Origin of the sequence: Streptomyces sp. NPDC006512 (genome assembly GCF_040611935.1) — a bacterium.
Taxonomy (GTDB): domain Bacteria; phylum Actinomycetota; class Actinomycetes; order Streptomycetales; family Streptomycetaceae; genus Streptomyces.
In genome coordinates this window covers 1-22940 of sequence record NZ_JBEXPG010000093.1, presented here as the reverse complement: position 1 = coordinate 22940, position 22940 = coordinate 1, and the positions used below count along the sequence as shown (strand labels likewise).

Below are 22940 nucleotides of genomic sequence, written 5' to 3'. Positions count from 1 at the left end.
CGCTCCGGCGTCCGGCCGGGCTCACCGCGCCCGGCCGGCCACCGCTGACGTGCGCCCCGCCGCCGGGCGCGGGCGCCGGCAGCGCCCGCTCGGGGCGGGTGTCGTCGGGCGCGTCCTGTTGTCCGGTGGCCGGTCCGGTGGGTTCGGCGTGGTCGGGTGCGGTCGTGTGGCCGGGTTCGGCGGGTCGGTCGGCCGGTGGGGCGGGCGGTTGTTCGGGGCGGGCGGGCAGGTTCAGTGCCCGGTGGAGGGCGTCGAGGCGGGTGTCGTCCAGCGCGTCCCCGTGTTCGGCGGCCCAGTCGGCGGCCTTCGCGCGGGCCGGTGCGTCCAGGGGGATCCCGGCGGCCAGGGCGAGCGCGGCCAGCGGGCCCGCGTCGTAGGGGTCGCCGGGCAGGCGGCGCACCTCCGCGAACAGCTGCGGGCGCCCCGCGAGCCAGACCCGGGCGGCGGTCCGCGCCCACGGGTGCGCGGACGGCGCGGAGCCGGCCGGTGCGGGCTCGCGCGCGGGGGCGTGGATCCGGTACCGCTGCTCCGCCCCGGCAAGGCGCCCGTCCCCGCCGGGCCGTACGCCGATCAGCTGCTGCGGGGCGCGTTCCGGACGCCGCGTGTAGGTGGTGAACGTGAGCCACTGCCCCCGCCGGTGCGGCAGCACGCTGCACGCCAGCATCACCCAGCGGGCCACGTCCCCGCTGTCCGGCTCCACCAGCACGATCCGCGGGGCCCCGGGATCCGTCCCGAGCCGCCGCACGTCCGCGAAGAACCCCTCCAGCCACGGTCCCCGCGCCGCGACGAACGCCGCCAGCGCGGCCGCGTCGTGCCGTCCCGGTGCGGGCACCTTCGCGAGCGGCGGGGGCGGGCCGCCGGGCGGGGTCCGCGAGGCCCACTGCGGTGAGCCCCAGGCCGTGATCGGCAGGGCCCCCTGGACCGCCCCGGAACCGTCCGGTCCGGGCAGGTGCACGGCGTGCGCGTGGAAGCCGCCGGGGCGGCCGGCGGGGTCGTCCGGGTCGGCGCCGGTGCACACCGTACGGGCCAGCAGCCGGCTCCCGTCGGAGAGCGTGCTCAGGCTCAGCGCCACCGGGAACGACGCCAGTTGCTCCTCCGTCGGGCGCGGCGGGGCGTCCTCGGGCGGTTCGTACCCGATCAGCCGCTCCGCCTCGCGCAGCAGCGCGGCGGGGACGCCGGGGGTGACCGCGGTGAACCGGGATCCGGTACCCCGCAGGCCGGGCGGCCCGTCAGGGGCCCCCGCGTAGTGGACCTGGGCGAGGCTCACGCGTCCCCCTCCGGCCCGGCGGCCCTTCCCGGCCTGGCGGCTCTTCCCGGCCGCGAGGCCCCCGCGGCCAAGGCGTCTTCCCCGGACGCGCCCTCCGGCCGGCCGGCGCCCGGCGGCCGCCGACGGCCCGCCCCGGCGGGTATCGGATCCCGGACGCGCCGCCCCCGCGCCGGGCGCGCGGCGAAGTGGTGTGCCTCCAGGGGCTGTTGCGCCGCGCGGAGTTCCCCGTACCGTTCCACCGGCGGAGCCACCGGCCCGAACTCGGTCGCCGCCATGCGTCTGCGCCCCCCGTGCAGTGTGTGGAAGGTCATTCCAGCAGATCCGGGGTCCGTGCGGGAGGCCTTTCCCCGGGGCTTTCCGTTCGCCCGCTGTACGGCCCGACGTCAGACGGGGATCTCCGTCCGGTACCCCGGGGCGGCTGTCCTTGGGGCGCCCCTCGACTCCCCCCTCACCTCCAGAGGTCGTCACCCATGGCTGAACTCAACCGACGCAGGTTCCTTCAGATCGCCGGCGGGACCGCCGCGCTCACGATGCTGAACGAGAGCATCGCGCGCGCCGCGGCGATCCCCGCCGCACAGGGCGGCACCGGGACCATCCAGGACATCGAGCACGTCGTCGTCCTCATGCAGGAGAACCGTTCCTTCGACCACTACTTCGGAGCCATGAAGGGCGTCCGCGGTTTCGGGGACCCCCGCCCCGTGCTCCAGGACAACGGCAAGTCGGTCTTCCACCAGTCCAACGGGACGAAGGACGTCCTCCCCTTCCACCCGGACGTGGAGGACCTCGGGATGCAGTTCCTGGAGGGCCTGAACCACGACTGGGCCGGCGGCCACCAGGCCTACAACAACGGCAAGTACGACAAGTGGATCCCGGCGAAGACGGCCACGACCATGTCGTACATGACCCGGAACGACATCCCGTTCCACTACGCCCTGGCCGACGCCTTCACCGTGTGCGACGCCTACCACTGCTCGTTCATCGGAGCCACCGACCCCAACCGCTACTACCTGTGGACGGGTCACACGGGCAACGACGGCACCGGCGGCGGCCCCGTCCTCGGCAACCAGGAGCTGGGCTACGGCTGGAAGACCTACCCCGAGCGCCTGGAGTCGGCCGGGGTCTCCTGGAAGGTGTACCAGGACATCGGCGACGGCCTGAACGCGGCGGGTTCCTGGGGCTGGATCAACGACGCCTTCCGCGGCAACTACGGCGACAACTCGCTGCTGTACTTCAACACCTACCGCAACGCCCAGCCGGGCAGCGCCCTGTACGAGAAGGCCCGTACGGGCACCAACGTCAAGGCGGGCGAGGGGTACTTCGACCGGCTGCGCGCCGACGTGGTGGGCGGCACCCTGCCGCAGGTCTCCTACATCGCCGCCCCCGAGGCGTTCAGCGAGCACTCCAACTGGCCGACGAACTTCGGCGCCTGGTACATCTCGCAGGTCCTGGACGCGCTGACCGCGAACCCGGCCGTCTGGGCGAAGACCGCCCTGTTCATCACGTACGACGAGAACGACGGCTTCTTCGACCACGTCGTCCCGCCGTACCCGCCCACCTCCTCGGCGTGGGGCCTGTCCACCGCCGACGTCACCCGCGACCTGTACGCCGGGGGCGGCGGCTACGCGGCCGGGCCGTACGGGCTCGGCCCGCGCGTGCCGATGATCGTGGTCTCCCCGTGGAGCAAGGGCGGCTACGTCTGCTCCGAGACCTTCGACCACACCTCGGTGATCCGCTTCATGGAGAAGCGCTTCGGCGTGCAGGAGCCGAACATCTCGCCGTGGCGCCGCGCGGTGTGCGGCGACCTGACCTCGGCGTTCGACTTCACCCGCGCGGACGCGGCGCCGGCCGCGCTGCCCTCCACGGCCGGGTACGTGCCGCCGGACAAGGACCGGCACCCGTCCTACCACCCGACCCCGCCGGCCACGGGGACCCTGCCGAAGCAGGAGGCGGGCGGCAAGCCGACCCGCGCCCTGCGCTACAGCCCGTACGTGGACGGCAAGGCCACCGTCTCCACCGGCAAGTTCACGCTGACCTTCGCCTCCGGCCCGTCGCTGGGCGCCCACTTCCACAGCACGTCCGGCAACCGCACCGACGGCCCGTGGCCCTACACGGTGGAGGCGGGCAAGACCCTGTCCGACACCTGGAGCACCAGCGCGTCCACCGGCAACCAGATCAACCTCACCGTGTGGGGTCCCAACGGGTTCCTGCGCGCCTGGAAGGGCCCGGCGAAGAAGGCCGGCCCCGAGGTCACGGCCCGCCACGTCGACGCGAGCGGCAACCTGGCCCTGACCCTGACCAACGGGGGCACGGCCGCGGTGAACCTCACGGTGAGCAACGCCTACGGCGGCGCCGCCCAGACCTTCAAGGTCAACGCCGGCGCGAGCGTCTCCCACACGGTGGACCTGCGCGCCACGGACCGCTGGTACGACGTGAAGGTGGTCTCGGACGCCGACGCGACGTTCCTGCGCCGGTTCGCCGGGCACGTGGAGACGGGCGCCCCGGGCGTCTCCGACCCGGCGATCAAGACCGTCTGACCAGGGAACCCCGGACCGGTCGGACCACCCGACCGGACCGGGGCCCGCCCGGCGGGCGGAGCGTGGTGTGACCGCGGGCCGGGTGGGCAGAGGTACGGCGTCGCTGTCATCTCCGTCACCGAAGGAGACCGCATGGCCATCGCCCATCGCAGGATCGGCACCGGACCCGTCCGCGTCATCGTGCTGCACGACTGGTTCGGGACCTCCGCCAACTGGGGCTCCGTACTGGACCATCTGGACCCGCGGGAGTTCTCGTACGCGTTCCTCGACTACCGGGGCTACGGCGAGCGGCGGGACGTCCCCGGCCGCTACAGCCTTCCCGAGATCGCCGACGACGTCCTCGAACTCGCCGACCAGCTGGGCTGGGACACCTTCTCCCTGCTCGGGCACTCCATGGGCGGCAAGGCCGTCCAGCAGGTCCTCGTGCGGGCCCCCGAGCGGATCGAGAAGCTGATCGGGCTGGCGCCGGTCCCGGCCGCGCCCTACGCGATGGACGACCAGACCCACGCCCTCTTCCACGGCGCCGCCGCCGACCCGGACAAGCGCCGCGCCATCATCGACCTGGTGACCGGCCACCGGGTGAGCCGCCACTGGCTGGAGGGGATGGTCGCCCACTCGGTCGCGGTCTCCCGCCCCGAGGCCGTCGCCGGCTACCTCGCGAGCTGGCAGCCGCTGGACCTGTCGTCGGCCGTCAAGGGCAGCACGGTGCCGGTGCTGGTCCTGGTGGGGGAGTACGACCTCGCGCTGACGGCCGACGTGATGCGCGCCACGTGGCAGGCCTGGTATCCGAACTGCCGCGTCGTCACGCTCCCGGGCTCCGGCCACTACCCGCCGCACGAGACCCCGGTCGCCTTCGCCACCGAGGTGGAGGCCTTCCTCCGCGGCTAGCCGGGACATGAAAAAACCCGTGGGGTACGAGGCGGACCTCGTACCCCACGGGGATCAAAAGGGTGAGTGACGGGACTTGAACCCGCGGCCACCTGGACCACAACCAGGTGCTCTACCAACTGAGCTACACCCACCACGAAGGGCGGCGGACCACCCGTTCGACGTGCAAGCACAGCATAGCCGATCAGAAGGGTGGTCCCGCGACGCCTTATCCGGCGGACCGGCTCCCGGACAGGGTGGCGGCGAGCCGCCCGGCGAAGCCCTCCTCGCGGCGCGCGGCCCGCTCCACGGCCGCCGCGGCGAGGGCCCGCACGATCGGGTGCGGCCGGGTGCCGTCGCCGGACAGCTCCGGCTGGAAGAGCGTCGCGAGGAAGAAGGGGTGCCCCGGCAGCTCGGCCACGCGCACCTGCCCGTCCTCGTCGTGCCCCGACAGCCGCAGCCCGTGCGCGGTGAGCGCGGGCAGGTGCCGGGGCGCCGGTCCGTAGTCGCAGTGGTAGCGCTCCATCGACCGCTCGGCGCCCAGCGCGGACTCGGCGAGCGAGCCCGGCTCGGCCCGTACGAGGCCCTCGTGCCCGACGAGCGAACAGGCGAGCGGCGCGATCAGCGGGTCGCCGGCCCCGGGGTCGTTCTCGGCGTGCGCCGCGCCCGTCAGCCCGCACACGTTGCGGGCGTACTCCAGCAGCGCGTGCTGGAAGCCGCCGCAGGTGCCGAGGAACGGGACGCCCTCCTCGCGGGCCACCCGGATCGCGGCGACCGCCCCGGCCTCGCTGGCGTACGGGCTGCCGGGCAGCACCCACACCGCGTCGAAGCGGGCCAGGGTGCCCGCGGCCGCCTCGGCCTCCGCGCCGGCCGTGGGGATCCAGTACGCGTCGAGGACGAGCCCGTCGCGGGAGGCCAGGGAGTCCAGCAGGACCGGGACGCGGGTGTGGGAGGTCACGTGCGGGGAGCGGTCGCCGACGAGGGCGATCCGGGCGATCGGAGCGGTGTTCATGCCGATCATCCTGCGACCCCCACGCCGTTCAGCGCCAACGATTGTTCCTGCACCTTCGATAAGCAGCGCTGATGACATGCTGGAGGGATGGACCCGCACCTGCTCCGCACCTTCGTCACCGTGACCCGCCTCGCCTCCTTCTCGGCGGCCGCCCGCGAGCTCGGCTACACCCAGTCGGCCGTCTCCCAGCACATCGCCGCGCTGGAGGCGGACCTGCGCACCGAGCTGCTCACCCGCAGGCCCGTCGCGCCCACCGCGGCCGGGGAGCGGCTGCTGGAGCACGCCGGGCCGCTGCTGCTGCGCCTCGACGCGGCCCGCGCCGACGTCCTGCGCCTGGCCGCCGCGCCGCCCGGCCGGGTCACCCTCGCCGCCTCCCCGCTGGCCGTCGGGCCGGCCCTGCTCGCCGCGCTGCCCGCCACCGGGGTCACCCTGCGCGTCCTGCCCCCGGACGAGGTGCCCGCCGCCGTCGCCACCGGCGGCTGCGACCTCGGGCTCGTCGACGGCCTGGCCGCGCCCAGCGACCCGCTGCGGCTGCCCGACGTGGCCCCCCTCACCGTCACCGGCGTCGGCGAGGAGGCGCTGGCCCTGCTGCTGCCCGCCGGACACCCCCTCGCCGGACGGGCCGCCGTCCGCCTCGACGACCTCGCCGACGCGCGCTGGCTGGACGCCCCCGGCGTGGGCCGCCCGCTCACCGCCGCCCGCGGCTCCGTCCGCTACGAAGGCACCGACCTGTACGCCCTGTGCGCCCTCGCCGCCGCCGGGCACGGCCTCGTCCTGCTGCCGCCGCGCGTCGCCGGGGCCGCCGGCGCCGGGGTGTGCGTACCGCTGTCCGCGCCGCGCCTGGTGCACCGTACGGAACTGCTCACGCCCCGGAGCGTGACCGGCGCGGCCGCGGCCCTCGCCGCACGGCTCGCGGCAGGATCCCCGTATGACCTCTGAACCCACCGCCCCCGCCCCCTTCACGACCGCCGACTACGCGGCCCGGATGGCGGCCGCCGCGCGGACCGCCGCCGACGCGGGACTGGCCGGCCTGCTGATCGCCCCCGGGCCCGACCTGGTCCACCTCACCGGCTACCGCCCGACCGCCGAGACCGAACGGCTCACCCTGCTCGTCCTCGCCGCCGACCGCGACCCGGTCCTGGTCGTCCCCGCCCTGGAGGCACCCGACGCCGAGAAGGCACCCGGCGCGGGCGCGCTGACCCTGCGCGACTGGACCGACGGCGGGAACCCGTACGGCACCACCGCGCCGCTCCTCGACAGCGGCGGCCGCTTCGGGGTCAGCGACAACACCTGGGCGCTGCACCTGCTGGGCCTGCAAAGGGAGTTGCCCGCCACCTCCTACGCCCCCCTCACCGACGCCCTGCCCATGCTCCGCGCCGTCAAGGACGAACGGGAACTGGCGCGGCTCGAAGCCGCCGGGGCCGCCGCCGACGCCGCCTACGCGCAGATCCTGCACGTCCCCTTCGCGGGCCGCCGCGAGAGCGAGGTGGCCGAGGACCTGGCCGGACTGCTGCGCGTGCACGGCCACTCCCAGGTCGACTTCACCGTCGTCGGCTCCGGCCCCAACGGCGCCAACCCGCACCACGAGGCCGGCGAACGCGTCATCGCCCGCGGCGACATGGTCGTCCTCGACTTCGGCGGCCTCAAGCACGGCTACGGATCCGACATCTCCCGCACCGTGCACGTCGGTGAGCCGACCCCCGAGGAACAGCGCGTCCACGACGTGGTCCGCGAGGCCCAGCAGGCCGGCGTGGCGGCCGTCCGCCCCGGCGTCGCCTGCCAGGAGGTCGATCGGGCCGCCCGTGCGGTGATCACAGAGTTCGGCTACGGAGACCGGTTCGTCCACCGCACCGGCCACGGCATCGGCGTCACCACCCACGAACCGCCGTACATGGTCGAGGGCGAGGAACAGCCCCTCGTCCCCGGCATGTGCTTCTCCGTCGAGCCCGGCATCTACCTGCCGGGCCGCTTCGGCGTCCGCATCGAGGACATCGTCACCGTGACCGCGGACGGCTGCCGCCGCCTGAACAACGCCCCGCGCGAGATGGCCGTCGTCGAGTAGCCCGGGCGGGACGGCACCCCGGGCGGGACGGCAGGCCCCCGCGGGCCACCGCCCCCGCCGGTCAGTGCCCGAGGATCACCGCCGACTCGCCCGGTACGTGGATCCGCCCGTCCGGCCCCGGATGCTCCGCCGGCTCCCACGAGGCCAGCACCCGCACCCCGTTGCGGCCCAGCGCGATCGTCACCGGCTCCGGAGCCAGGTTCACCGCCACCCGGACGTCGCCCCGCCGGAAGGTCAGCCAGCGGCGCTCCTCGTCGTGCGCGACCCGCACCGCCGCGAGGTCCGGGTCGCGCAGGTCCGGCTGGGTGCGGCGCAGCGAGACCAGGGTCCGGTACCAGTCCAGCAGCCGGGCGTGCGCGGCCCGTTCGGGCTCCGCCCAGTCCAGGCAGGAGCGGTCGCGGGTCGCCGCGTCCTGCGGGTCCGGGACCTCCTCCGCCTTCCAGCCGTGCGCCGTGAACTCCCGCCGCCGCCCGGCGCGCACCGCCTCCGCGAGCTCCGGGTCGGGATGGTCGGTGAAGTACTGCCAGGGCGTGCCCGCCCCCCACTCCTCGCCCATGAACAGCATCGGCACGAAGGGCCCGGTCAGCGCCACCGTCGCCGCGCAGGCCAGCAGCCCGGGGGAGAGGGAGGCCGACAGCCGGTCACCGAGCGCCCGGTTGCCGATCTGGTCGTGGGTCTGCGTGTAGCCGAGGAACCGGTGCGCGGGGGTGCGGCGCCGGTCCACCGGGCGGCCGTGCGTACGGCCCCGGAAGGAGGACCAGGTCCCGTCGTGGAAGAAGGCCCGGGTCAGGGTCTTGGTGAGGGCGCCGAGCGGGGCCGCGGCGAAATCCGCGTAGTAGCCCTGGGACTCCCCGGTCAGCGCGCAGTGCAGGGCGTGGTGGAAGTCGTCGTTCCACTGCGCGTGCAGGCCCAGTCCGCCCGTGGCGCGGGGGGTCGTGGTGCGCGGGTCGCACCGGTCGGACTCGGCGATCAGGAACAGCGGCCGGGTGGTCTCGGCCGCCAGCGCGTCCACGGCCGCCGCCAGTTCCTCCAGGAACGTCAGCGCCCGGTCGTCGGCGAGCGCGTGCACCGCGTCCAGCCGCAGCCCGTCGATCCGGTAGTCCCGCAACCAGGCCAGCGCACTGTCCAGGAAGTACGCCCGCACCTCGTCGGAGCCCGCCGCGTCCAGGTTCACCGCCGCGCCCCACGGCGTGTGGTGGGTGTCGGTGAAGTACGGCCCGAAGGCGGGGAGGTGGTTGCCGGAGGGGCCCAGGTGGTTGTGGACCACGTCCAGCACCACCCCCAGCCCCGCGGCGTGCGCGGCCTCCACGAAGCGGGCCAGCCCCGCCGGGCCGCCGTACGGCTCGTGCACCGCCCAGGGCGCCACCCCGTCGTACCCCCAGCCGTGCCGGCCCGGGAAGGAGCAGACCGGCATCAGCTCGACGTGCGTCACCCCCAGCGCGGTGAGGTGCCCCAGCCGCGCCGCGGCCGCGTCGAAGGTGCCCTCGGGGGTGAACGTCCCGACGTGCAGCTCGTACAGGACCGCGTCCTGGAGCGGGGTCCGCGGCGCCGGGCCGCGCGGGGTGAGCGGCTCGAAGTCCACGACCGCGGAGAGCCCGTCGGGCCCGTCCGGCAGCCGCCGCCCGCGCGGGTCCGGGCGGACCACCGGGTCGTCCCCCAGCAGGAACCCGTACCGGTCGCCGTCGGCGGCCGGGGCGTCCAGGACCCACCAGCCGGCGCGGCCGGGATCCCGGTCGGGCGTCATCTCGTAGGCGGTGTCGTTCAGTCGCATGGCGACCCGACCTGTCAGCGGTGCCCATACCTCGAACTGCACGGACGGTCCCCTCGTCTCCGGCGGTGTCCAGCATGCGTATCGTGCCCATCATTCCGGGCCCGCCGGAGGAGTTCTGGACACTCCGCACCCGACGGGCCGACAATCACCCTGTGACGTCGAGTTTCGAGTTCCCCGCCTACCCCGCTCCGCGGCTCTCCGACGCCGAGCGCGACCGGGCGCTGGGCCAGCTCAGGGAGGGTGCGGCCCTCGGCAGGCTTTCGCACGACACCTTCCTCCGGCGGATGGAACTCGCGCTCGCCGCCCGCCGCGCCGAGGACCTCGCCGTCCTCACCGCGGACCTCCAGACCCGCGAGGCCGCCGAAACCCCGTGGAGCCGTCGGCTGTTCGGCTGGGTGGGCCGCGCCTCGGCCGTGTCGGTCGGCGTGCGGCGGGCCTGGCAGGCCGAGCGGCTGCCCCGCCTCCTGCTCCCGCACCCGGGCGCCGGACCGCTGCGGATCGGCCGCGATCCGGGCAACGGCCTGCGGCTCAGCCACGACACCGTCTCGCGGGCGCACGCCGAACTGGGCATGCGCGACGGCCTGTGGGTGATCAAGGACCTCGGTTCGACCAACGGCACCACCGTCAACGGCACCCGCGTCTCCGGCTCCGCCGTGGTCCGCGACGGCGACCAGATCGGTTTCGGACAGATGACGTTCCGGCTCTCCGCGAACTGACGGCTCCTCGGACCGGCCCCGGCCGGGCGGCGGGTCGCGGCCGGGCGCAGGATGACGGCATGGAAGAACCCACGCCCGTGGTGCGCCCGGCGCGCCCCGAGGACCTGCCGCGCCTCGTCGAACTGATCCACGAGCACATCGCCTACGAGCGCTCCGCGCCGCGCCCGCCCGGCCTCGCCGCCCGGCTCGGCCCGCAGCTCTTCGCCGACGAGCCCCGGCTGTGGGTGCTGCTGGCCGAGACCCCGGAGGGCGCCGTGGCCGGATACGCCGCCTGCTCGGCCGAGTTCGCCTTCTGGGACGCCCGCCACCACCTCCACATGGACTGCCTCTACCTGTCCGAGGGCGCCCGGGGCCACGGCCTTGGCCGGGCCCTCATGGAGGCCGTCGCCGCCCTCGCCCGCGACCTGGGCCTGGACCACGTCGAATGGCAGACCCCCGACTGGAACGAGGGCGCGATCCGCTTCTACGACCGCCTCGGCGCGACCGGCCGCCCCAAGCGCCGCTACGCCTGGCCGGTCCAGGGCTCCTAGAACCCGCGGGGGCCGGGGGCCGTGAGGCGTTCGTAGGCGGCCAGGACCGTCCGGCACTGGTGTTCCACCTGGGTGGCCACCGGGACCCAGCGGCCCTGGAAGCGGGCCGAGAACTCCTCGCACCAGCCCGTCACCAGCCGGTCCAGGCCCGGGGCCGCCGGATGGGCCTGGGCCCGCAGGACGCGCAGGAGCATCGCGGCGGCCCGCAGCGACAGCCGCCGCCCGAAGGCGTCGATGCTGCCGATGGCGGCCGCCGTGGCCTCGACGGGAGCGCCGGGCCCCGTCCACTCGGCGGCGATCCGGGGGATCAGCGCCAGGGTCCAGTCCACGGCGCGCAGCAGTGCGGCGGCGGCCGGGTCGGCGCCCCGGGTGGTGTCCCGCAGGCCGGCCACGCGCCCGGCGTCCTCGGTGAGCCTGCCCGCGAGGACGCGCAGGGCGTGCCGGGGGTCCGGGTGCGGGGCCGGGTCGTCCACCAGGTCCGACGCCCACATCGGGACCTCGACGATCGCCGTGGTCCCGTGGTGGCGGTGGACGCGGTACCAGGTGCTGAGCCGGGTGTCCTCGGGATGGAAGGCCCCGGCGGGGCCGCTGCCCGGATCGGGCATCACGAAAATCCCCGGCCCGGGGGAGGGCCACCCGGCCGCGTCGGACGCGCCGGTCTCCACCGGGATCCGCAGTTCGGCCGCCGACTTCCCGAACGGTTCGGCCAGCCCCGGTATGTCCCGGGTGAGCTGGACCCAGGAACCGCCGAGGTCCGTGCCGTGGAGGGAGACCTGGAGGACGGGCCGCAGTTCGTCGATGAGGGAGTTCAGCGCGAGGGTTTCGGGCGGCAGCCGGTCCGGGGTGAGTAAAGACGGCGCCCACTCGGGCTGTTCGGGCCCGGGCGGCCGGAAGAAGTTCCGGTGGTAGTCGAGGAGGGAGTACGGGCGGGGCGTGCGGTGCAGGTCCGCGCCGTCCGGGTCGGCGCAGAGCAGGAAGTGCCAGCCGGCCCCGGCCCCGACGGCGGGGTCCCGGATGATCCGCCGGGCGAGCGAGAGGGCGGTGGCGCCGCCGACGGGCTCGTTGGCGTGGGCTCCGGCGACGACGAGCACGTCACGGGGGCCGCCGCCGGAGACGACGGGCACGTCGTGGGGGCCGCCGCCGGCGCCGACGGAGAGCAGCCAGAGCGGCGCTCCCGCCCGGGAGGTTCCGGCCTGGCGGAGCCCGACCCGGGCGGGGTGCTCGTCCGCCAGCGCGCGGGCGGCCAGGGCGAGTTCACGGGGCGTGGGGTAGCGCATGTCACGGAGGAGGGTCACATGTGATGCCATGCCCGCCGCGCACGCCCCCTACTGCTCCCCGCGCCCCGCACTTCGCCGAATGTCCGAGGAAAACCCCTGGCCAACGCCTTGCGGCGAGCCATCGCGGGGGCCCGTGCCCCGCCTCCGGACCCGCCCCGACCGGGGGCCGGGCCGGACCCGCCGGGGCCGGATCCCGCCCCCGCACCCGGGCGGCGCCCCGCCTGGGCCCGGGCTCTGGGCCTGCGGGCGGCCCTGAGCCGGTGCCTGCCCCGGGCCCAGCGCCTGGCCCCACGCTGGGCCCCACGCCTGGCCCCGCGCCGGGCCCCGCGCCGGGCCCCGCGCCTGGCCCTGCCCCGGGCCCGGGAGCCTGCGGGCGGCCCTGCCCCGGTGCCTGCCCCGGTGCCTGCCCCGGGCCCTCCCCGGGGCCTGCCCGGGCCCCGGCCCCACCCCCACCCCCCGGCGGCGCCCCCGCCCCCCGGCCCGGCCGCGGTCAGTCGGTCCGGATCAGGGCCAGGGCCGGGTGGGGGGTCAGGAGGGCGGCCAGGTCGGCGTGGCCCTCGTACGGGACGGCCGGGGGCCGCGGGCCGGAGCCGGGCAGGGGGGTCCAGCGGCCCGGGGGAAGGGCCAGCGTGGTGCCGCGCCAGCCGCCGGCCTCCGCCAGCCGGTGCGAGAGGCGGGTGGCCACCGCGACGATTCCGCCGGGGCGGGCGAAGGCGACGCAGTGCTCCGCCGCCGGGCCCCGGGCGGTCAGCGGGACGTACCCGGTGAACAGGGCGGGCCGGTCGCGGCGCAGCCGCAGCAGGGCCGCGGTCAGGGCGAGCTTCTCCCGCGCGACGCCCTCCGGCTCCGCCCCCGCGTCCAGTTCGGCCAGCTCCCGCCGCGCGAAGCGGGCCGGGCGGCGGTTGTCCGGGTCGACCAGGGCCCGGTACTCGCCCTCCGCGCCCTGGTACACCTCGGGGACCCCGGGCATCGCCAGGTGCAGCAGGGTCATGCCGAGCACCCCCGCCCGGGCCGCCCGGTCCAGCTCCGGCGGGAGCCCCACCGCCGCGTCCGGGACCAGCCCCGGGACGCCCTCCTCGTACGCCCCGTCGGGGTCGGTCCACGAGGTCCGCAGCCCCGCCTCCCGTGCGGCCTTCAGCAGGGCCGCCGCCAGCCGCTCCGCCCGCTCGGGGGCCTCGCCGAGCCCCAGCGCGCTCTGCCGGGCGACCCAGGCCAGCTGCGGATCCGCCGCCTCCGGCGCCGGGGCGTCCATGAGCTCCGGGGCCTGGGACAGGACCGCGATGCGGGCCCGGACGTCCGCGCTGCGCTTCGTGTCGTGCGTGGACAGCACGGTCCCCGAGGCGGGCCAGTCCCGCTCCAGGGCGGCGCAGTACGCGTGGAACTCCGCGACCTCCACCGCCGGCGCGCCCGGCTCACCGCCGACCTCGGTGGCCGACAGCAGCGGGGCCCAGCGGTAGAAGGCCCGGTCTTCCAGGGACTTGGCGCGCAGCGCCGCCGAGGTCTGGGCGAACCGCGCCGCGAAGGCCGGATCCCGGGCCAGGAGGTCCCGTACGCCGTCCGCCGCGGCCTTCCCGGCCCGCAGGGCCGCCTCCTCCAGGGCGTCCGGGGCGGGGCCGGGGCCGTCCGGGTAGGGCCGGTAGACCGGGTAGGCGATGAGCAGTTCCCGCACGGCGGGCGCCAGTTCGGGTCCGGCGCGGCGTTCCAGGGTGGCCAGTTCGGCGGCCAGGTCCACGGTCAGCACCTCCCGCGCCGAGGCCGCGGCGGTCTCCTCCCAGGAGGGCAGACCGGCGGCGCGCCCGTAGGCGCGGGCCAGCGACGCCGCGCCCGCCGGGTCGGTGAACAGCCCGTCGATCCGGTGCAGCGCGTCGTACCCGGTGGTGCCCGCCACCGGCCAGGCGGGCAGCAGCCGTTCGTCGCGGGCCAGGATCTTCTCGACCACCACCCAGCAGCCCTCGCCGACCGCTGCCCGCAGCCGTCGCAGGTACCCGCCGGGGTCCGCGAGTCCGTCCACGTGGTCGATCCGCAGACCGGCCACCACCCCGTCCCGGACCAGCTCCAGTACCTTCGCGTGGGTGGCGGCGAAGACGCCGGGATCCTCCACGCGGACCCCGATGAGGTCCGAAATGGTGAAGAAGCGCCGGTAGTTGAGCCCGGTGCGGGCCTCGCGCCAGTACGCCGGCCGGTACCACTGGGCCGCCAGCAGTTCCGGCAGCGGCTGGCCGGCCGTGCCGGCCCGCAGTGGAAACTCCTGTTCCCCGTACCGCAGTACGTCCCCGCGCGCCTCCACGGTGTACGAGGCGGCCGGTTCGCCGAGCACGGGCAGCAGCAGCTGTCCGCCGCCCGCCTCCCAGTCGATGTCGAACCAGCGCGCGTACGGGGAGTGCGGCCCCTCCCGCAGCACTTCCCACAGCGGTCGGTTGAGGTGCAGGGGCGACGGCACCGCCATGTGGTTCGGGACGATGTCCAGGACCAGGCCGAGCCCGTGCGCGCGAGCCGTGGCCGCCAGGGCCCGCAGGCCGTCCTCGCCGCCGAGCTCCTCCCGCACCCGGGAGTGGTCGGTGACGTCGTACCCGTGCGAGGAGCCGGGCACCGCCTCCAGGACGGGGGAGAGGTGCAGGTGCGACACGCCGAGGGACGCGAGGTACGGTACGGCCGCCCCGGCCGCCGCGAACGGGAACTCCGGGCACAGCTGGAGGCGGTAGGTCGACGCCGGGGTGACAGGATTCGGAAGACCAGATTCCGTATGGGGGCTGGGCTGCGGCAGGCTCATGAGAACGTACGTACCCAGCCTGCCGGATTCCGTGCCATTACCCAATGCATCCGGGTGACTCCACCGGGTTAGCGTTGATCAAGTGGTTGGAACCGTCAACACCTATCGAAAAGTCATCGCCCTGACCGGGCCCCTACTCCCCCTCGTCTCCTTCTTCGCCCGACTGCCCGTCGCGATGTCCCAGTTCGGGAGCGTCCTGCTGGTCGCCCAGACCAGCGGCTCCCTCGCCACCGCCGGCATCGTCGGCGGCACCCTCTCCGCCGGCCAGGTGGTCTTCGGACCCGTCCTCGGCCGGCTCGCCGACCGCCACGGGCAGCGGCCCGTCGTCCTGACCGCGGCGGCCGTCAACGCCGTCGCCACCGCCGCCCTCGTCACGGGAGCCCTCAGCGGCCTCGCGACCGTCCCGCTCGCCGCGATCGGCGCCGTCACCGGCGCCTCCGTACCGCTGATCGGCCCGCTCGCCCGGACCCGCTCCGTCGCCCTCGCCCACCGCGCCCGGGCCGACGAGGGCGTCGTCGGCGCCGTCCACTCCCTCGAAGGCACGCTCGACGAGGTCTCCTTCGTCTTCGGTCCGGCCCTCGTCGGTCTCGCCGCCCTCGTCGCGCACCCCGCCGTCGCCCTCGGCGGCGCGGCCGGACTCGTGGCCGTCTTCGGCACCGCCTACGCCCTGCACCCGACCGCCGCCGTCACGGCCGGGTCGCCCGCGCGGGCGAAGGAGGAGCCGGGCCGGGCGCGTCACCCCCGCGTGGTCCACGCCGTCCGCGGCTCCCTCGCCCTCCAGGGCGCCATGTTCGGCGCCTGCCAGGCCGGAATCGCCTCGCTGACCGACCGGTTGGGCGTCCCCGGCCAGGCCGGGATCGTGTACGCCGCCATGGGCGTCGTCAGCGCCGTCGTCGGACTCGCGCTCGGCGCGCTGCCCGCCCGCTTCGGACTGCGGCTGCGCTGGCGGGTGGCCACCGCGGCCGCGCTGGTCCTGTCGGTGCCCCTGCTGTTCACCGACGCCCTCTGGCCGCTGTACGCGGTGGTCACCGTCCTCGGCGCCGCCTACGCCCCCCACCTGATCACCGCGTTCGCGCTCACCGAGCGGGTCGTGGAACCCGCCCGGCTCGCCGAGGCCATGGCCTTCGCCGCCAGCTCGCTGGTCGCGGGGCAGGCCGTCGCCCTCGCCGTCTCCGGGCGGCTGGCCGAGTGGTACGGGCCCGCCGGGGCCTTCGCGGTGGCCGTGGGAGCGGCCGCCCTCTGCCTGACCCTCGCGCTCGTCACCCGCGTCCCGTCCGCCCGTACCCCCGGCAAGCCCTTCGTCCCCGTCCAGCGGACCGGCTCCCCGGCCGTCGGGGAGGGCAGCGCCACCTACGCCGGACGCTGAAGCACCACCAGGGACCGCCCCGTCAGCGCCACCCGGTCCCCGGCCGCGTACTGCGGCCCGGTGCCGGGTGGCAGGACGTCCGCCCGCGCGGTGTTCACCACCAGGTGCCAGCGCGCGCCGTGCCCGGCCGGGATCGTGAAGTCCTGCGATTCCGCACCCGCGTTGAACATGAGCAGGAACGAGTCGTCGGTGATCCGCTCCCCGCGCGTGCCGGGCTCGGAGATCGCCTCCCCGTTGAGGAACACGGCCAGCGCCCGCGCGTGCTGCGCCTGCCAGTCCCGGGCCCGCATCTCCTCACCATGCGGGGTGAACCACGCGATGTCGGAGAGCTCGTCGTGCGTGCCCTCCACCGGCCGGCCGTGGAAGAACCGGCGCCGCCGGAACACCGGGTGGTCCCGGCGCAGCCACACCATCCGCCGGGTGAACTCCAGCAGGGCGGGCGGCTCCTTGCCCGGCTCCGGCCAGGCCACCCACGACAGCTCGTTGTCCTGGCAGTAGGCGTTGTTGTTGCCGCCCTGCGTCCGGGCGAACTCGTCGCCGTGGCTGAGCATCGGCACCCCCTGGGACAGCATCAGGGTCGCCGTGAAGTTCCGCATCTGGCGCTCGCGCAGCTCCAGGACCTCCGGGTCCTCGGTCGGCCCCTCCACCCCGCAGTTCCACGACCGGTTGTGGGTCTCCCCGTCCCGGTTGCCCTCCCGGTTCCCCTCGTTGTGCTTCTCGTCGTACGAGACCAGGTCGTGCAGGGTGAAACCGTCGTGGCAGGTCGTGAAGTTGATGGACGCCAGCGGCCGCCGCCCGTCGTCCTGGTAGAGGTCCGAGGAGCCGGTGAGCCTGCCCGCGAACTCCGCGAGCGTGCGCGGCTGTCCCCGCCACAAGTCCCGTACGGTGTCCCGGTACTTGCCGTTCCACTCGGTCCACAGCGGCGGGAAGTTCCCCACCTGGTAGCCCCCCTCGCCCAGGTCCCAGGGCTCGGCGATCAGCTTGACCTGGCTCACCACCGGATCCTGCTGCACCAGGTCGAAGAACGACGACAGCCGGTCCACCTCGTGGAACTGCCGGGCCAAGGTGGCCGCCAGGTCGAAGCGGAAGCCGTCCACGTGCATCTCGGTCACCCAGTACCGCAGCGAGTCCATGATCAGCTGGAGTACGTGCGGGGAGCGCATGAGCAGCGAGTTCCCGGTGCCCGTGGTGTCGGTGTAGTGCCGGGCGTCCTCCCCGAGCCGGTAGTAGGAGGCGTTGTCCAGTCCGCGGAAGGACAGCGTCGGACCCAGGTGGTTCCCCTCGGCGGTGTGGTTGTAGACCACGTCCAGGATCACCTCGATCCCCGCCTCGTGCAGCGCCCGCACCGCCGACTTGAACTCCAGCACCTGCTGGCCGCGGTCACCCGACGCGTAGCCGTTGTGCGGGGCGAAGAAGCCGATGGTGTTGTAGCCCCAGTAGTTGCTCAGCCCGTCGTTCGCGAGCCGGTGGTCGTTGACGTACTGGTGCACCGGCATCAGCTCCAGCGCCGTCACCCCGAGCTTCGTCAGGTGCCCGATGACCGCCGGGTGCGCGAGCGCCCCGTACGTGCCCCGCAGCTCCTCGGGCAGGTCGGGATGGCGCATGGTCAGCCCCTTGACGTGCGCCTCGTAGAGCACCGTGTGGTGGTACTCGTGGCGCGGCGGCCGGTCGTTGGCCCAGTCGAAGTACGGGTTCACCACGACCGAACTCATCGTGTGCGGGGCCGAGTCCAGGTCGTTGCGGGAGTCGGGCCGGCCGAAGTGGTAGCCGTACACCTCCTCGCCCCAGTCGACGGTCCCGCTGATGGCGCGCGCGTACGGGTCCAGCAGCAGCTTCGCCGCGTTGCAGCGCTGCCCGCGTTCGGGCTCGTACGGGCCGTGGACCCGGAAGCCGTAGCGCTGGCCCGGCATGATCCCGGGCAGGTAGGCGTGACGGACGAAGGCGTCCGTCTCGCGCAGCTCGACGGCGGTCTCCGAACCGTCGTCGGCCAGAAGGCACAGTTCGATGCGGCGGGCGGCCTCGGAGTAGACCGCGAAATTGGTGCCGGCGCCGTCGTACGTGGCGCCGAGCGGATACGCCTGTCCCGGCCAGACCTGCATAGATAACGACTCTTCCCTCGGTGTCGGAGGATGTCCCGGCTGATCCGGCGTGGACCACGTCACTGCCAGATCTTCCCCGAAAGAGGGTCTCCACGCGTGGACTTGGGATGCTCCTACCGGGTGACCCGGAGAGCTGACGGTCGGGTCAACGGACTGTCTGCGCATCACATAATGAGTCAACGGACGGCCGGAGCAGGGTGTATGGGGTCACCCGGCGGCCGCTTCGGGCTGCGTCGGGCCGTGCGCGCGGAGTACCCTTCCGTGATCACTGGAGACGGGCGTCCAGACGCAGAAGGCGGTGCACGGGTGAGCTCGGGAGGTCTGGAGCTGCCCCCTGGTGACGGCGGTCACGAGGGTGGCCCGGCGGATGCCCCAGGAGGCGCCCCCGCGGGGGTGACGGCCGGGGCGGTGTCGCTGGCCCCGCCGGCGGCCGGGAGCGTACGGGCGGGCGCCGAGCTGGACTGGGGAGCCGACGCGTGGAGCGAGGTCCGTACGCGTGCCCAGCGGGCGGGCCGCGCGTACATCTGGCTGAACCTGATCGAGCAGCGGCTGCGGTCCGTCGTCGGCGCCGTCCTGCGGCCCGTCTACGAACCGGTGCACGGCGGGGACGACTGGGTGGTCGCGGCCGCCGGACCGGCCGGTCAGGAGTGGGTGCAGCGGGCCGTGGCCGTGCGCGAGGTCAGCCGCCGCAAGGGCTACCTCCTCGACCCCGCCGACGACAACGTGCTGAGCTTCCTGACCCTCCCGCAGCTGCGGGAGCTGATGGTCCAGCACTGGCCCTGCTTCGAGCCCTACTTCGACGACCGGCGCGAGATCGAGCTGGCGCTCGACGAGCTGGAGGTCACCCGGAACGTGGTCTCCCGCAACCGGGCCCTGTCGCGGCCGGTGCTGGAGCAGGCCGAACGGGCCTCGGCGCGGCTGCTGGAGGTACTCGGCGCCGGCGCCGGCAGCCCGGCGGCGGACCGGCTGCCGATCGACGCGGTCGAGGACCTCGTCGGCGACCGGTACGCGGACGTCATCTCGGTCCACCCCGACCGGGTGCGGCTCCAGCGGCAGCTCCCGGCGGAGGACCTCTTCGGCGGCGCGCGGCGCCTCGACGCCATCGGCATAGGGCTGAACCTGCTGGTCCAGAACTTCTCCGGCCGAAGACTCGTGCGGCTCACCGAGGCGGGCTGCCGGGTACGGCTGCTGTTCCTGAACCCGGCCAGCAGCGCGGTCAAGCGCCGGGAACGGGAGCTGGGGCTGCGCAAGGGCGAACTGAGCCGCGCGGTGGAGATGAACATCCTGCACGTGCGCCGGGTCCGGGCGGGGCTGCGGGACCCCTCGCGCTTCGACATCCACGTCTTCGACGAGACCCCGCGCTTCACCGCGTACCTGGTGGAGGGGGAGAACTCGGGCATCGCGGTCGTCCAGTCGTACCTGCGCCGGGCCCGGGGCATGGAGGCCCCGGTGCTGGTGCTGCGCGGCGGCGGACGGGGCGTCCCCAAGGACGCCGACCACGGCCTCTTCACGACCTACCGGGAAGAGTTCGAATCGGTGTGGGAGGACTCCCGGCCGGTGTCGTGACGGGCCGCGCCCGCTGTCGTGACGGGGCCCCCGCCCGGTCGTGATCCCGGCTCCGCCGCGCCCGCGGCCCGCGCTCCGGCCGGGCCCGCGACCGGGGCCGCGGCCCCCCGGCGGTCCCGGTGTCAGTGCCCCGTGTCAGGCTGAAAGCCGTTGACCGGATACACGGGGGAGGGCACGTCATGGCGGCGTGGCACGGGGGAGCGCTGGTCGGATTCGACCTGGAGACGACCGGTACGGAGCCGGGGGAGTCCAGGATCGTGACGGCCGCGGTGATCGAGGTGCGGGGCGGCGAGGTGCACGCGCGGCGCGGCTGGCTCGCGGATCCGGGGATACCCATCCCGGAGCAGGCCTCGGCGATCCACGGCATCAGCACGGAACGGGCCGTCGCCGAGGGCCGGCCCGTCCGGGAGGTCGCGGACGAGGTCGCGGAGGCGCTGGCCGGGCACTGGCTGCGGGGCGCGGTGGTGGTCGCGTACAACGCGGCCTTCGACCTGACGCTGCTCTCCGCCGAGCTGGCCCGGCACGGACTGCCGTCGCTCGCGGACCGGCTGGGCGGGGCGGAGACGGGGCCGGTGGTGGACCCGCTGACCATCGACCGGGCCGTGGACCGCTACCGGCGCGGCAAGCGGACGCTGGAGGCGGTGTGCGGGGTGTACGGGGTCACCCTCGACGCGGCGCACGACGCGGGGGCCGACGCGCTGGCGGCGGTGCAGGTGGCCCGGGCGATAGCGGCCCGGCATCCCGAGGTGGCGTCGCTCACCCCGGCGGCCCTGCACGACCGGCAGGGCACCTGGCACGCCCGCTGGGCCCGCGACTTCCAGTCCTACCTCCGCAAGCAGGGCACCCCGGACGCGGTGATCGACACGGCCTGGCCGCTGCGCGGTCTCGTCCCGGCCTGAAGCCGGCCGGCAGCCGTGCGGGCCCCAGGCGGGGACGCGTCAGAACGGGTGCCAGCGCAGCTCCGTGTCGCCTTCGCGCAGGGAGGCGACGCGGCGGCGGAACTCGGCCAGGGCCTTCGGGTTGGCCGGCGCGTGCTGGGAGACCCAGGCACAGCTGGCCGTCTCCCGGGCGCCGCGCAGCACCGCGCAGCCGTCCCACTCGCGCACGTCCCATCCGTACGCGGAGACGAACGCCCCGTAGGAGTCGGCGGGCAGTCCGTACCGGTCGCGGGCCAGGGCCATCACCACCAGGTCGTGCTCCCGCAGATCGGCCGAGACGGTCTCCAGGTCCACCAGGACCGGCCCGTCCGGGCCCACGTGGACGTTGCGGGTCAGGGCGTCGCCGTGGATCGGACCGGGCGTCAGGCGCGGGGTGAGGGCGGCCACCTCGCCCGCGTAGGCGTCGCGCCGGGCCCTCAGGTAGGCGGCGTCCGCCGGGTCGACGGAGTCGCCGGCCAGCCGCAGCCAGCGCTCGACGCCGTCCAGGAGGTTCCGGGGAGGCAGGGTGAAGGGCGGCGCGGGCAGGGCGTGGAACAGGCGGAGCAGCCCGGCCAGGTCCTCCGGCCCGGCCGGACGGACCGCGTCCGGGAGCCGGTTCCACAGGGTCACGGGGTGGCCGGCGACGAGCCGGGCCTTCGGCTCGGCGGCGGTGACGGCCGGGATCCCGGCCTGCTCCAGCCAGTGGGCCACGGCCAGTTCGTGTGCGGCCCGCTCGGCGAGCGCGGCGTCCGCGCGGCCCACCTTCACCACCAGGTCCCCGGCGGCGAAGACCGCGTTCTCGCCCAGGGCCAGCAGGGTGGCGGCGGCGCCGCCGAGGCCCGCGGCGTCCAGCACGTCCCTGGCCTGTGCCTCGTCCATCTCGTTCTCCGGGTCCGGACCGTCGTGAATCCGCCCAGTCTCGCATCCGCGCGCGGTCCCCGGCCCCGTGGGCCTGACGCGTCCCCCCACGCGTCAGGCCCACGGCAAGGCTCCGCACCGCAAAGGCGGCGCGGAGCCCGGAGGAGCGACCCCCGTTCGCTGAAATGAAGTTATCTAAATTTGGAAAACCGATCAAGTGGTCCTGTCGTTAGAGTTGGTGCACCCGCCGAGCCAGCCCAGGAGAGCCCATGCCGGTTCGTCACGTCGACGGACACCTGCTTCGCAAAGTACGCCGCGCCGCCGACCTGACCCAGGGGGAGATCGCGGACCGGCTCGGCGTCTCCGTACCGGCGGTCGTCGGCTGGGAGAGCGGCAAGTCGGTGCCGGACGGGGAGAAGCTGCCGGCCCTCGCGCAGGCGCTCGGCGCGGACCTCGACGAACTGTTCCCCCGTCACCTGCCGCCGGACCTCGCCGACCTGCGCTGCGACGCCGGGTACTCCCAGTACCAGACGGCCGCCATCACCGGGACGCGCAGCGCGGGCCCGGTCGCCAACGCCGAACGTGGCAGGCGCCGCCTGTCGGAGAAGTTCCTGCCGCTCCTCGCGCAGGCGTACGGCGTGGGCGTCGCGGAACTGCTGGCCGCGGAGGAACGCTCCTTCAGCCCCGGCGGGCCGGCCGCCGCGGACGGCCCCGTACGGGCCGCCGTGCCCGCCCCCGCGCCCGGGCCCGAGTCCGGCGCCGGACCGGCGGACCCGCCGGCCGGGCTGCCCGGCACCCTGGCGGAGAAGCTCGCCCACCTCCTGGCGGAGACCTACACCGCCCCGCACCCCACGGACGCCGAGATCGCCGAACGCGGCAACGCGAAGGCCGGGGCGGGGGTGCTCAGCGAGGACCTCGTCCGCGGCCTGCGCACGGGCGAGGTGGAGGCGGCGTCCGAGGAGGTCCTCGACGCGCTCGCCGCGGCGCTGGCCGTGCCGCCCCTCTTCTTCAGGAGCGACGACGCCGAGGTGCACCGGATCATCAGCGGCATGCGGCTGGTGCGCGGCGGCCTGGCGGGCATCGCCGCCCGGGGCGGGGACGACGGCCTCCCGCCCGAACTGCTGGACTTCATCGGCGGCGTCGTCGACGGGATGCGCCCCGGGCCGCCCCTTCCGGATCGTGCCGGGCGGGACCTTCACGGCACTCGCTAGTGCCGTGACCGGACACGGCAGTCCCTAGGGCCTGTCGTCAAACTCCCGTCTGCCCCGCGACGCCTGGCACGCGCTCTCGCCGCACCGGGCGAAAGCCAAGTACGTCCAGTACGCGGG

Annotated in this window: 17 protein-coding genes and 1 tRNA gene; 10 read left to right on the top strand and 8 right to left on the bottom strand. The window is 75.1% G+C overall.

Features of this window, described 5'->3' with window-relative positions:
• Positions 1-1267, bottom strand: a 1267-nt coding sequence (locus ABZZ17_RS37740) for a GTPase-associated protein 1-related protein (RefSeq protein WP_356883508.1), incomplete at its 3' end; no start/stop codon positions are given.
• Positions 1268-1737: 470 nt separating this feature from the next.
• Between ABZZ17_RS37740 and ABZZ17_RS37735 the strand changes: the two genes are divergently transcribed.
• Both ABZZ17_RS37735 and ABZZ17_RS37730 read left to right on the top strand, forming a co-directional pair.
• A complete protein-coding gene (locus tag ABZZ17_RS37735; RefSeq protein ID WP_356883506.1) occupies positions 1738-3801 on the top strand; it encodes a phosphocholine-specific phospholipase C in 2064 nt (687 codons plus the stop codon).
• A 132-nt stretch (positions 3802-3933) separates the two neighbouring features.
• Positions 3934-4689 (top strand): alpha/beta hydrolase, encoded by a 756-nt coding sequence (locus ABZZ17_RS37730; RefSeq protein ID WP_356883504.1) that lies wholly within the window; start codon positions 3934-3936, stop codon positions 4687-4689.
• A 61-nt stretch (positions 4690-4750) separates the two neighbouring features.
• Here ABZZ17_RS37730 and ABZZ17_RS37725 read toward each other — a convergent pair.
• Positions 4751-4823 (bottom strand) — tRNA-His (locus ABZZ17_RS37725).
• A 74-nt stretch (positions 4824-4897) separates the two neighbouring features.
• The gene (locus tag ABZZ17_RS37720; RefSeq protein WP_356883502.1) at positions 4898-5680 is read right to left on the bottom strand and encodes a hypothetical protein; all 783 of its coding nucleotides are present in this window, start codon (positions 5678-5680) and stop codon (positions 4898-4900) included.
• Positions 5681-5767: 87 nt separating this feature from the next.
• On the opposite strand from ABZZ17_RS37720, the gene ABZZ17_RS37715 reads away from it, so the two are divergent.
• Both ABZZ17_RS37715 and ABZZ17_RS37710 read left to right on the top strand, forming a co-directional pair.
• A complete protein-coding gene (locus ABZZ17_RS37715) occupies positions 5768-6619 on the top strand; it encodes a LysR family transcriptional regulator (protein ID WP_356883500.1) in 852 nt (283 codons plus the stop codon).
• Positions 6609-7742, top strand: coding sequence for an aminopeptidase P family protein (locus tag ABZZ17_RS37710; protein ID WP_356883498.1), 1134 nt, complete (start codon positions 6609-6611; stop codon positions 7740-7742). Before ABZZ17_RS37715 ends, ABZZ17_RS37710 begins: the two co-directional genes overlap by 11 nt.
• 61 nt (positions 7743-7803) lie before the next feature.
• Here the strand turns inward: ABZZ17_RS37710 and treZ are convergent, their stop codons facing one another.
• Complete coding sequence (gene treZ / locus ABZZ17_RS37705; RefSeq protein WP_356883497.1) at positions 7804-9555, bottom strand: malto-oligosyltrehalose trehalohydrolase; 1752 nt, start codon at positions 9553-9555, stop codon at positions 7804-7806.
• A gap of 110 nt (positions 9556-9665) precedes the next feature.
• Here treZ and ABZZ17_RS37700 point away from each other — a divergent pair, with 110 nt between their 5' ends.
• Together ABZZ17_RS37700 and ABZZ17_RS37695 are read left to right on the top strand one after the other, a co-directional pair.
• On the top strand, positions 9666-10229 hold the full coding sequence (locus ABZZ17_RS37700) for a DUF1707 and FHA domain-containing protein (protein WP_356883495.1): 564 nt from the start codon (positions 9666-9668) through the stop codon (positions 10227-10229).
• 59 nt (positions 10230-10288) lie between these two features.
• Positions 10289-10759: a GNAT family N-acetyltransferase gene (locus tag ABZZ17_RS37695; RefSeq protein ID WP_356883493.1), complete on the top strand. Its 471-nt coding sequence runs from the start codon at positions 10289-10291 to the stop codon at positions 10757-10759.
• Here the strand turns inward: ABZZ17_RS37695 and ABZZ17_RS37690 are convergent.
• Together ABZZ17_RS37690 and treY are read right to left on the bottom strand one after the other, a co-directional pair.
• The gene (locus tag ABZZ17_RS37690) at positions 10756-12054 is read right to left on the bottom strand and encodes a M14 family zinc carboxypeptidase (protein WP_356883510.1); all 1299 of its coding nucleotides are present in this window, start codon (positions 12052-12054) and stop codon (positions 10756-10758) included. The genes ABZZ17_RS37695 and ABZZ17_RS37690 overlap by 4 nt on opposite strands.
• Before the next feature lie 472 nt (positions 12055-12526).
• Positions 12527-14806 carry a malto-oligosyltrehalose synthase gene (treY, locus tag ABZZ17_RS37685; RefSeq protein ID WP_356883491.1) on the bottom strand — a complete coding sequence of 760 codons (2280 nt, stop codon included), beginning with the start codon at positions 14804-14806 and terminating at the stop codon, positions 12527-12529.
• An 82-nt stretch (positions 14807-14888) separates the two neighbouring features.
• Between treY and ABZZ17_RS37680 the strand changes: the two genes are divergently transcribed.
• The gene (locus ABZZ17_RS37680; RefSeq protein ID WP_356883489.1) at positions 14889-16172 is read left to right on the top strand and encodes an MFS transporter; all 1284 of its coding nucleotides are present in this window, start codon (positions 14889-14891) and stop codon (positions 16170-16172) included.
• Here the strand turns inward: ABZZ17_RS37680 and glgX are convergent.
• The gene (gene glgX / locus ABZZ17_RS37675) at positions 16157-18271 is read right to left on the bottom strand and encodes a glycogen debranching protein GlgX (protein ID WP_356883487.1); all 2115 of its coding nucleotides are present in this window, start codon (positions 18269-18271) and stop codon (positions 16157-16159) included. The genes ABZZ17_RS37680 and glgX overlap by 16 nt on opposite strands.
• 306 nt (positions 18272-18577) lie before the next feature.
• On the opposite strand from glgX, the gene ABZZ17_RS37670 reads away from it, so the two are divergent.
• Together ABZZ17_RS37670 and ABZZ17_RS37665 are read left to right on the top strand one after the other, a co-directional pair.
• Positions 18578-19837, top strand: a complete 1260-nt coding sequence (locus tag ABZZ17_RS37670; protein ID WP_356883485.1) for an SAV2148 family HEPN domain-containing protein — start codon at positions 18578-18580, stop codon at positions 19835-19837.
• 179 nt (positions 19838-20016) lie between these two features.
• A complete protein-coding gene (locus tag ABZZ17_RS37665) occupies positions 20017-20736 on the top strand; it encodes a 3'-5' exonuclease (protein ID WP_356883483.1) in 720 nt (239 codons plus the stop codon).
• A gap of 39 nt (positions 20737-20775) precedes the next feature.
• On the opposite strand, the gene ABZZ17_RS37660 is transcribed toward ABZZ17_RS37665, so the two are convergent.
• Positions 20776-21633, bottom strand: coding sequence for an aminoglycoside phosphotransferase family protein (locus ABZZ17_RS37660; RefSeq protein WP_356883481.1), 858 nt, complete (start codon positions 21631-21633; stop codon positions 20776-20778).
• A gap of 248 nt (positions 21634-21881) precedes the next feature.
• Between ABZZ17_RS37660 and ABZZ17_RS37655 the strand changes: the two genes are divergently transcribed.
• Entirely contained in the window at positions 21882-22823 is a 942-nt protein-coding gene (locus ABZZ17_RS37655; protein WP_356883479.1) for a helix-turn-helix transcriptional regulator, read from the top strand.
• The last annotated feature ends 117 nt before the right edge of the window (positions 22824-22940 follow it).

Coding starts and splice junctions, on each gene's coding strand:
- ABZZ17_RS37735 (WP_356883506.1), top strand. CDS start 1,738: ATGGCTGAACTCAACCGACGCAGGTTCCTTCAGATCGCCGGCGGGACC.
- ABZZ17_RS37730 (WP_356883504.1), top strand. CDS start 3,934: ATGGCCATCGCCCATCGCAGGATCGGCACCGGACCCGTCCGCGTCATC.
- ABZZ17_RS37720 (WP_356883502.1), bottom strand. CDS start 5,680: ATGAACACCGCTCCGATCGCCCGGATCGCCCTCGTCGGCGACCGCTCC.
- ABZZ17_RS37715 (WP_356883500.1), top strand. CDS start 5,768: ATGGACCCGCACCTGCTCCGCACCTTCGTCACCGTGACCCGCCTCGCC.
- ABZZ17_RS37710 (WP_356883498.1), top strand. CDS start 6,609: ATGACCTCTGAACCCACCGCCCCCGCCCCCTTCACGACCGCCGACTAC.
- ABZZ17_RS37695 (WP_356883493.1), top strand. CDS start 10,289: ATGGAAGAACCCACGCCCGTGGTGCGCCCGGCGCGCCCCGAGGACCTG.
- treY (WP_356883491.1), bottom strand. CDS start 14,806: ATGAGCCTGCCGCAGCCCAGCCCCCATACGGAATCTGGTCTTCCGAAT.
- glgX (WP_356883487.1), bottom strand. CDS start 18,271: ATGCAGGTCTGGCCGGGACAGGCGTATCCGCTCGGCGCCACGTACGAC.
- ABZZ17_RS37665 (WP_356883483.1), top strand. CDS start 20,017: ATGGCGGCGTGGCACGGGGGAGCGCTGGTCGGATTCGACCTGGAGACG.
- ABZZ17_RS37660 (WP_356883481.1), bottom strand. CDS start 21,633: ATGGACGAGGCACAGGCCAGGGACGTGCTGGACGCCGCGGGCCTCGGC.
- ABZZ17_RS37655 (WP_356883479.1), top strand. CDS start 21,882: ATGCCGGTTCGTCACGTCGACGGACACCTGCTTCGCAAAGTACGCCGC.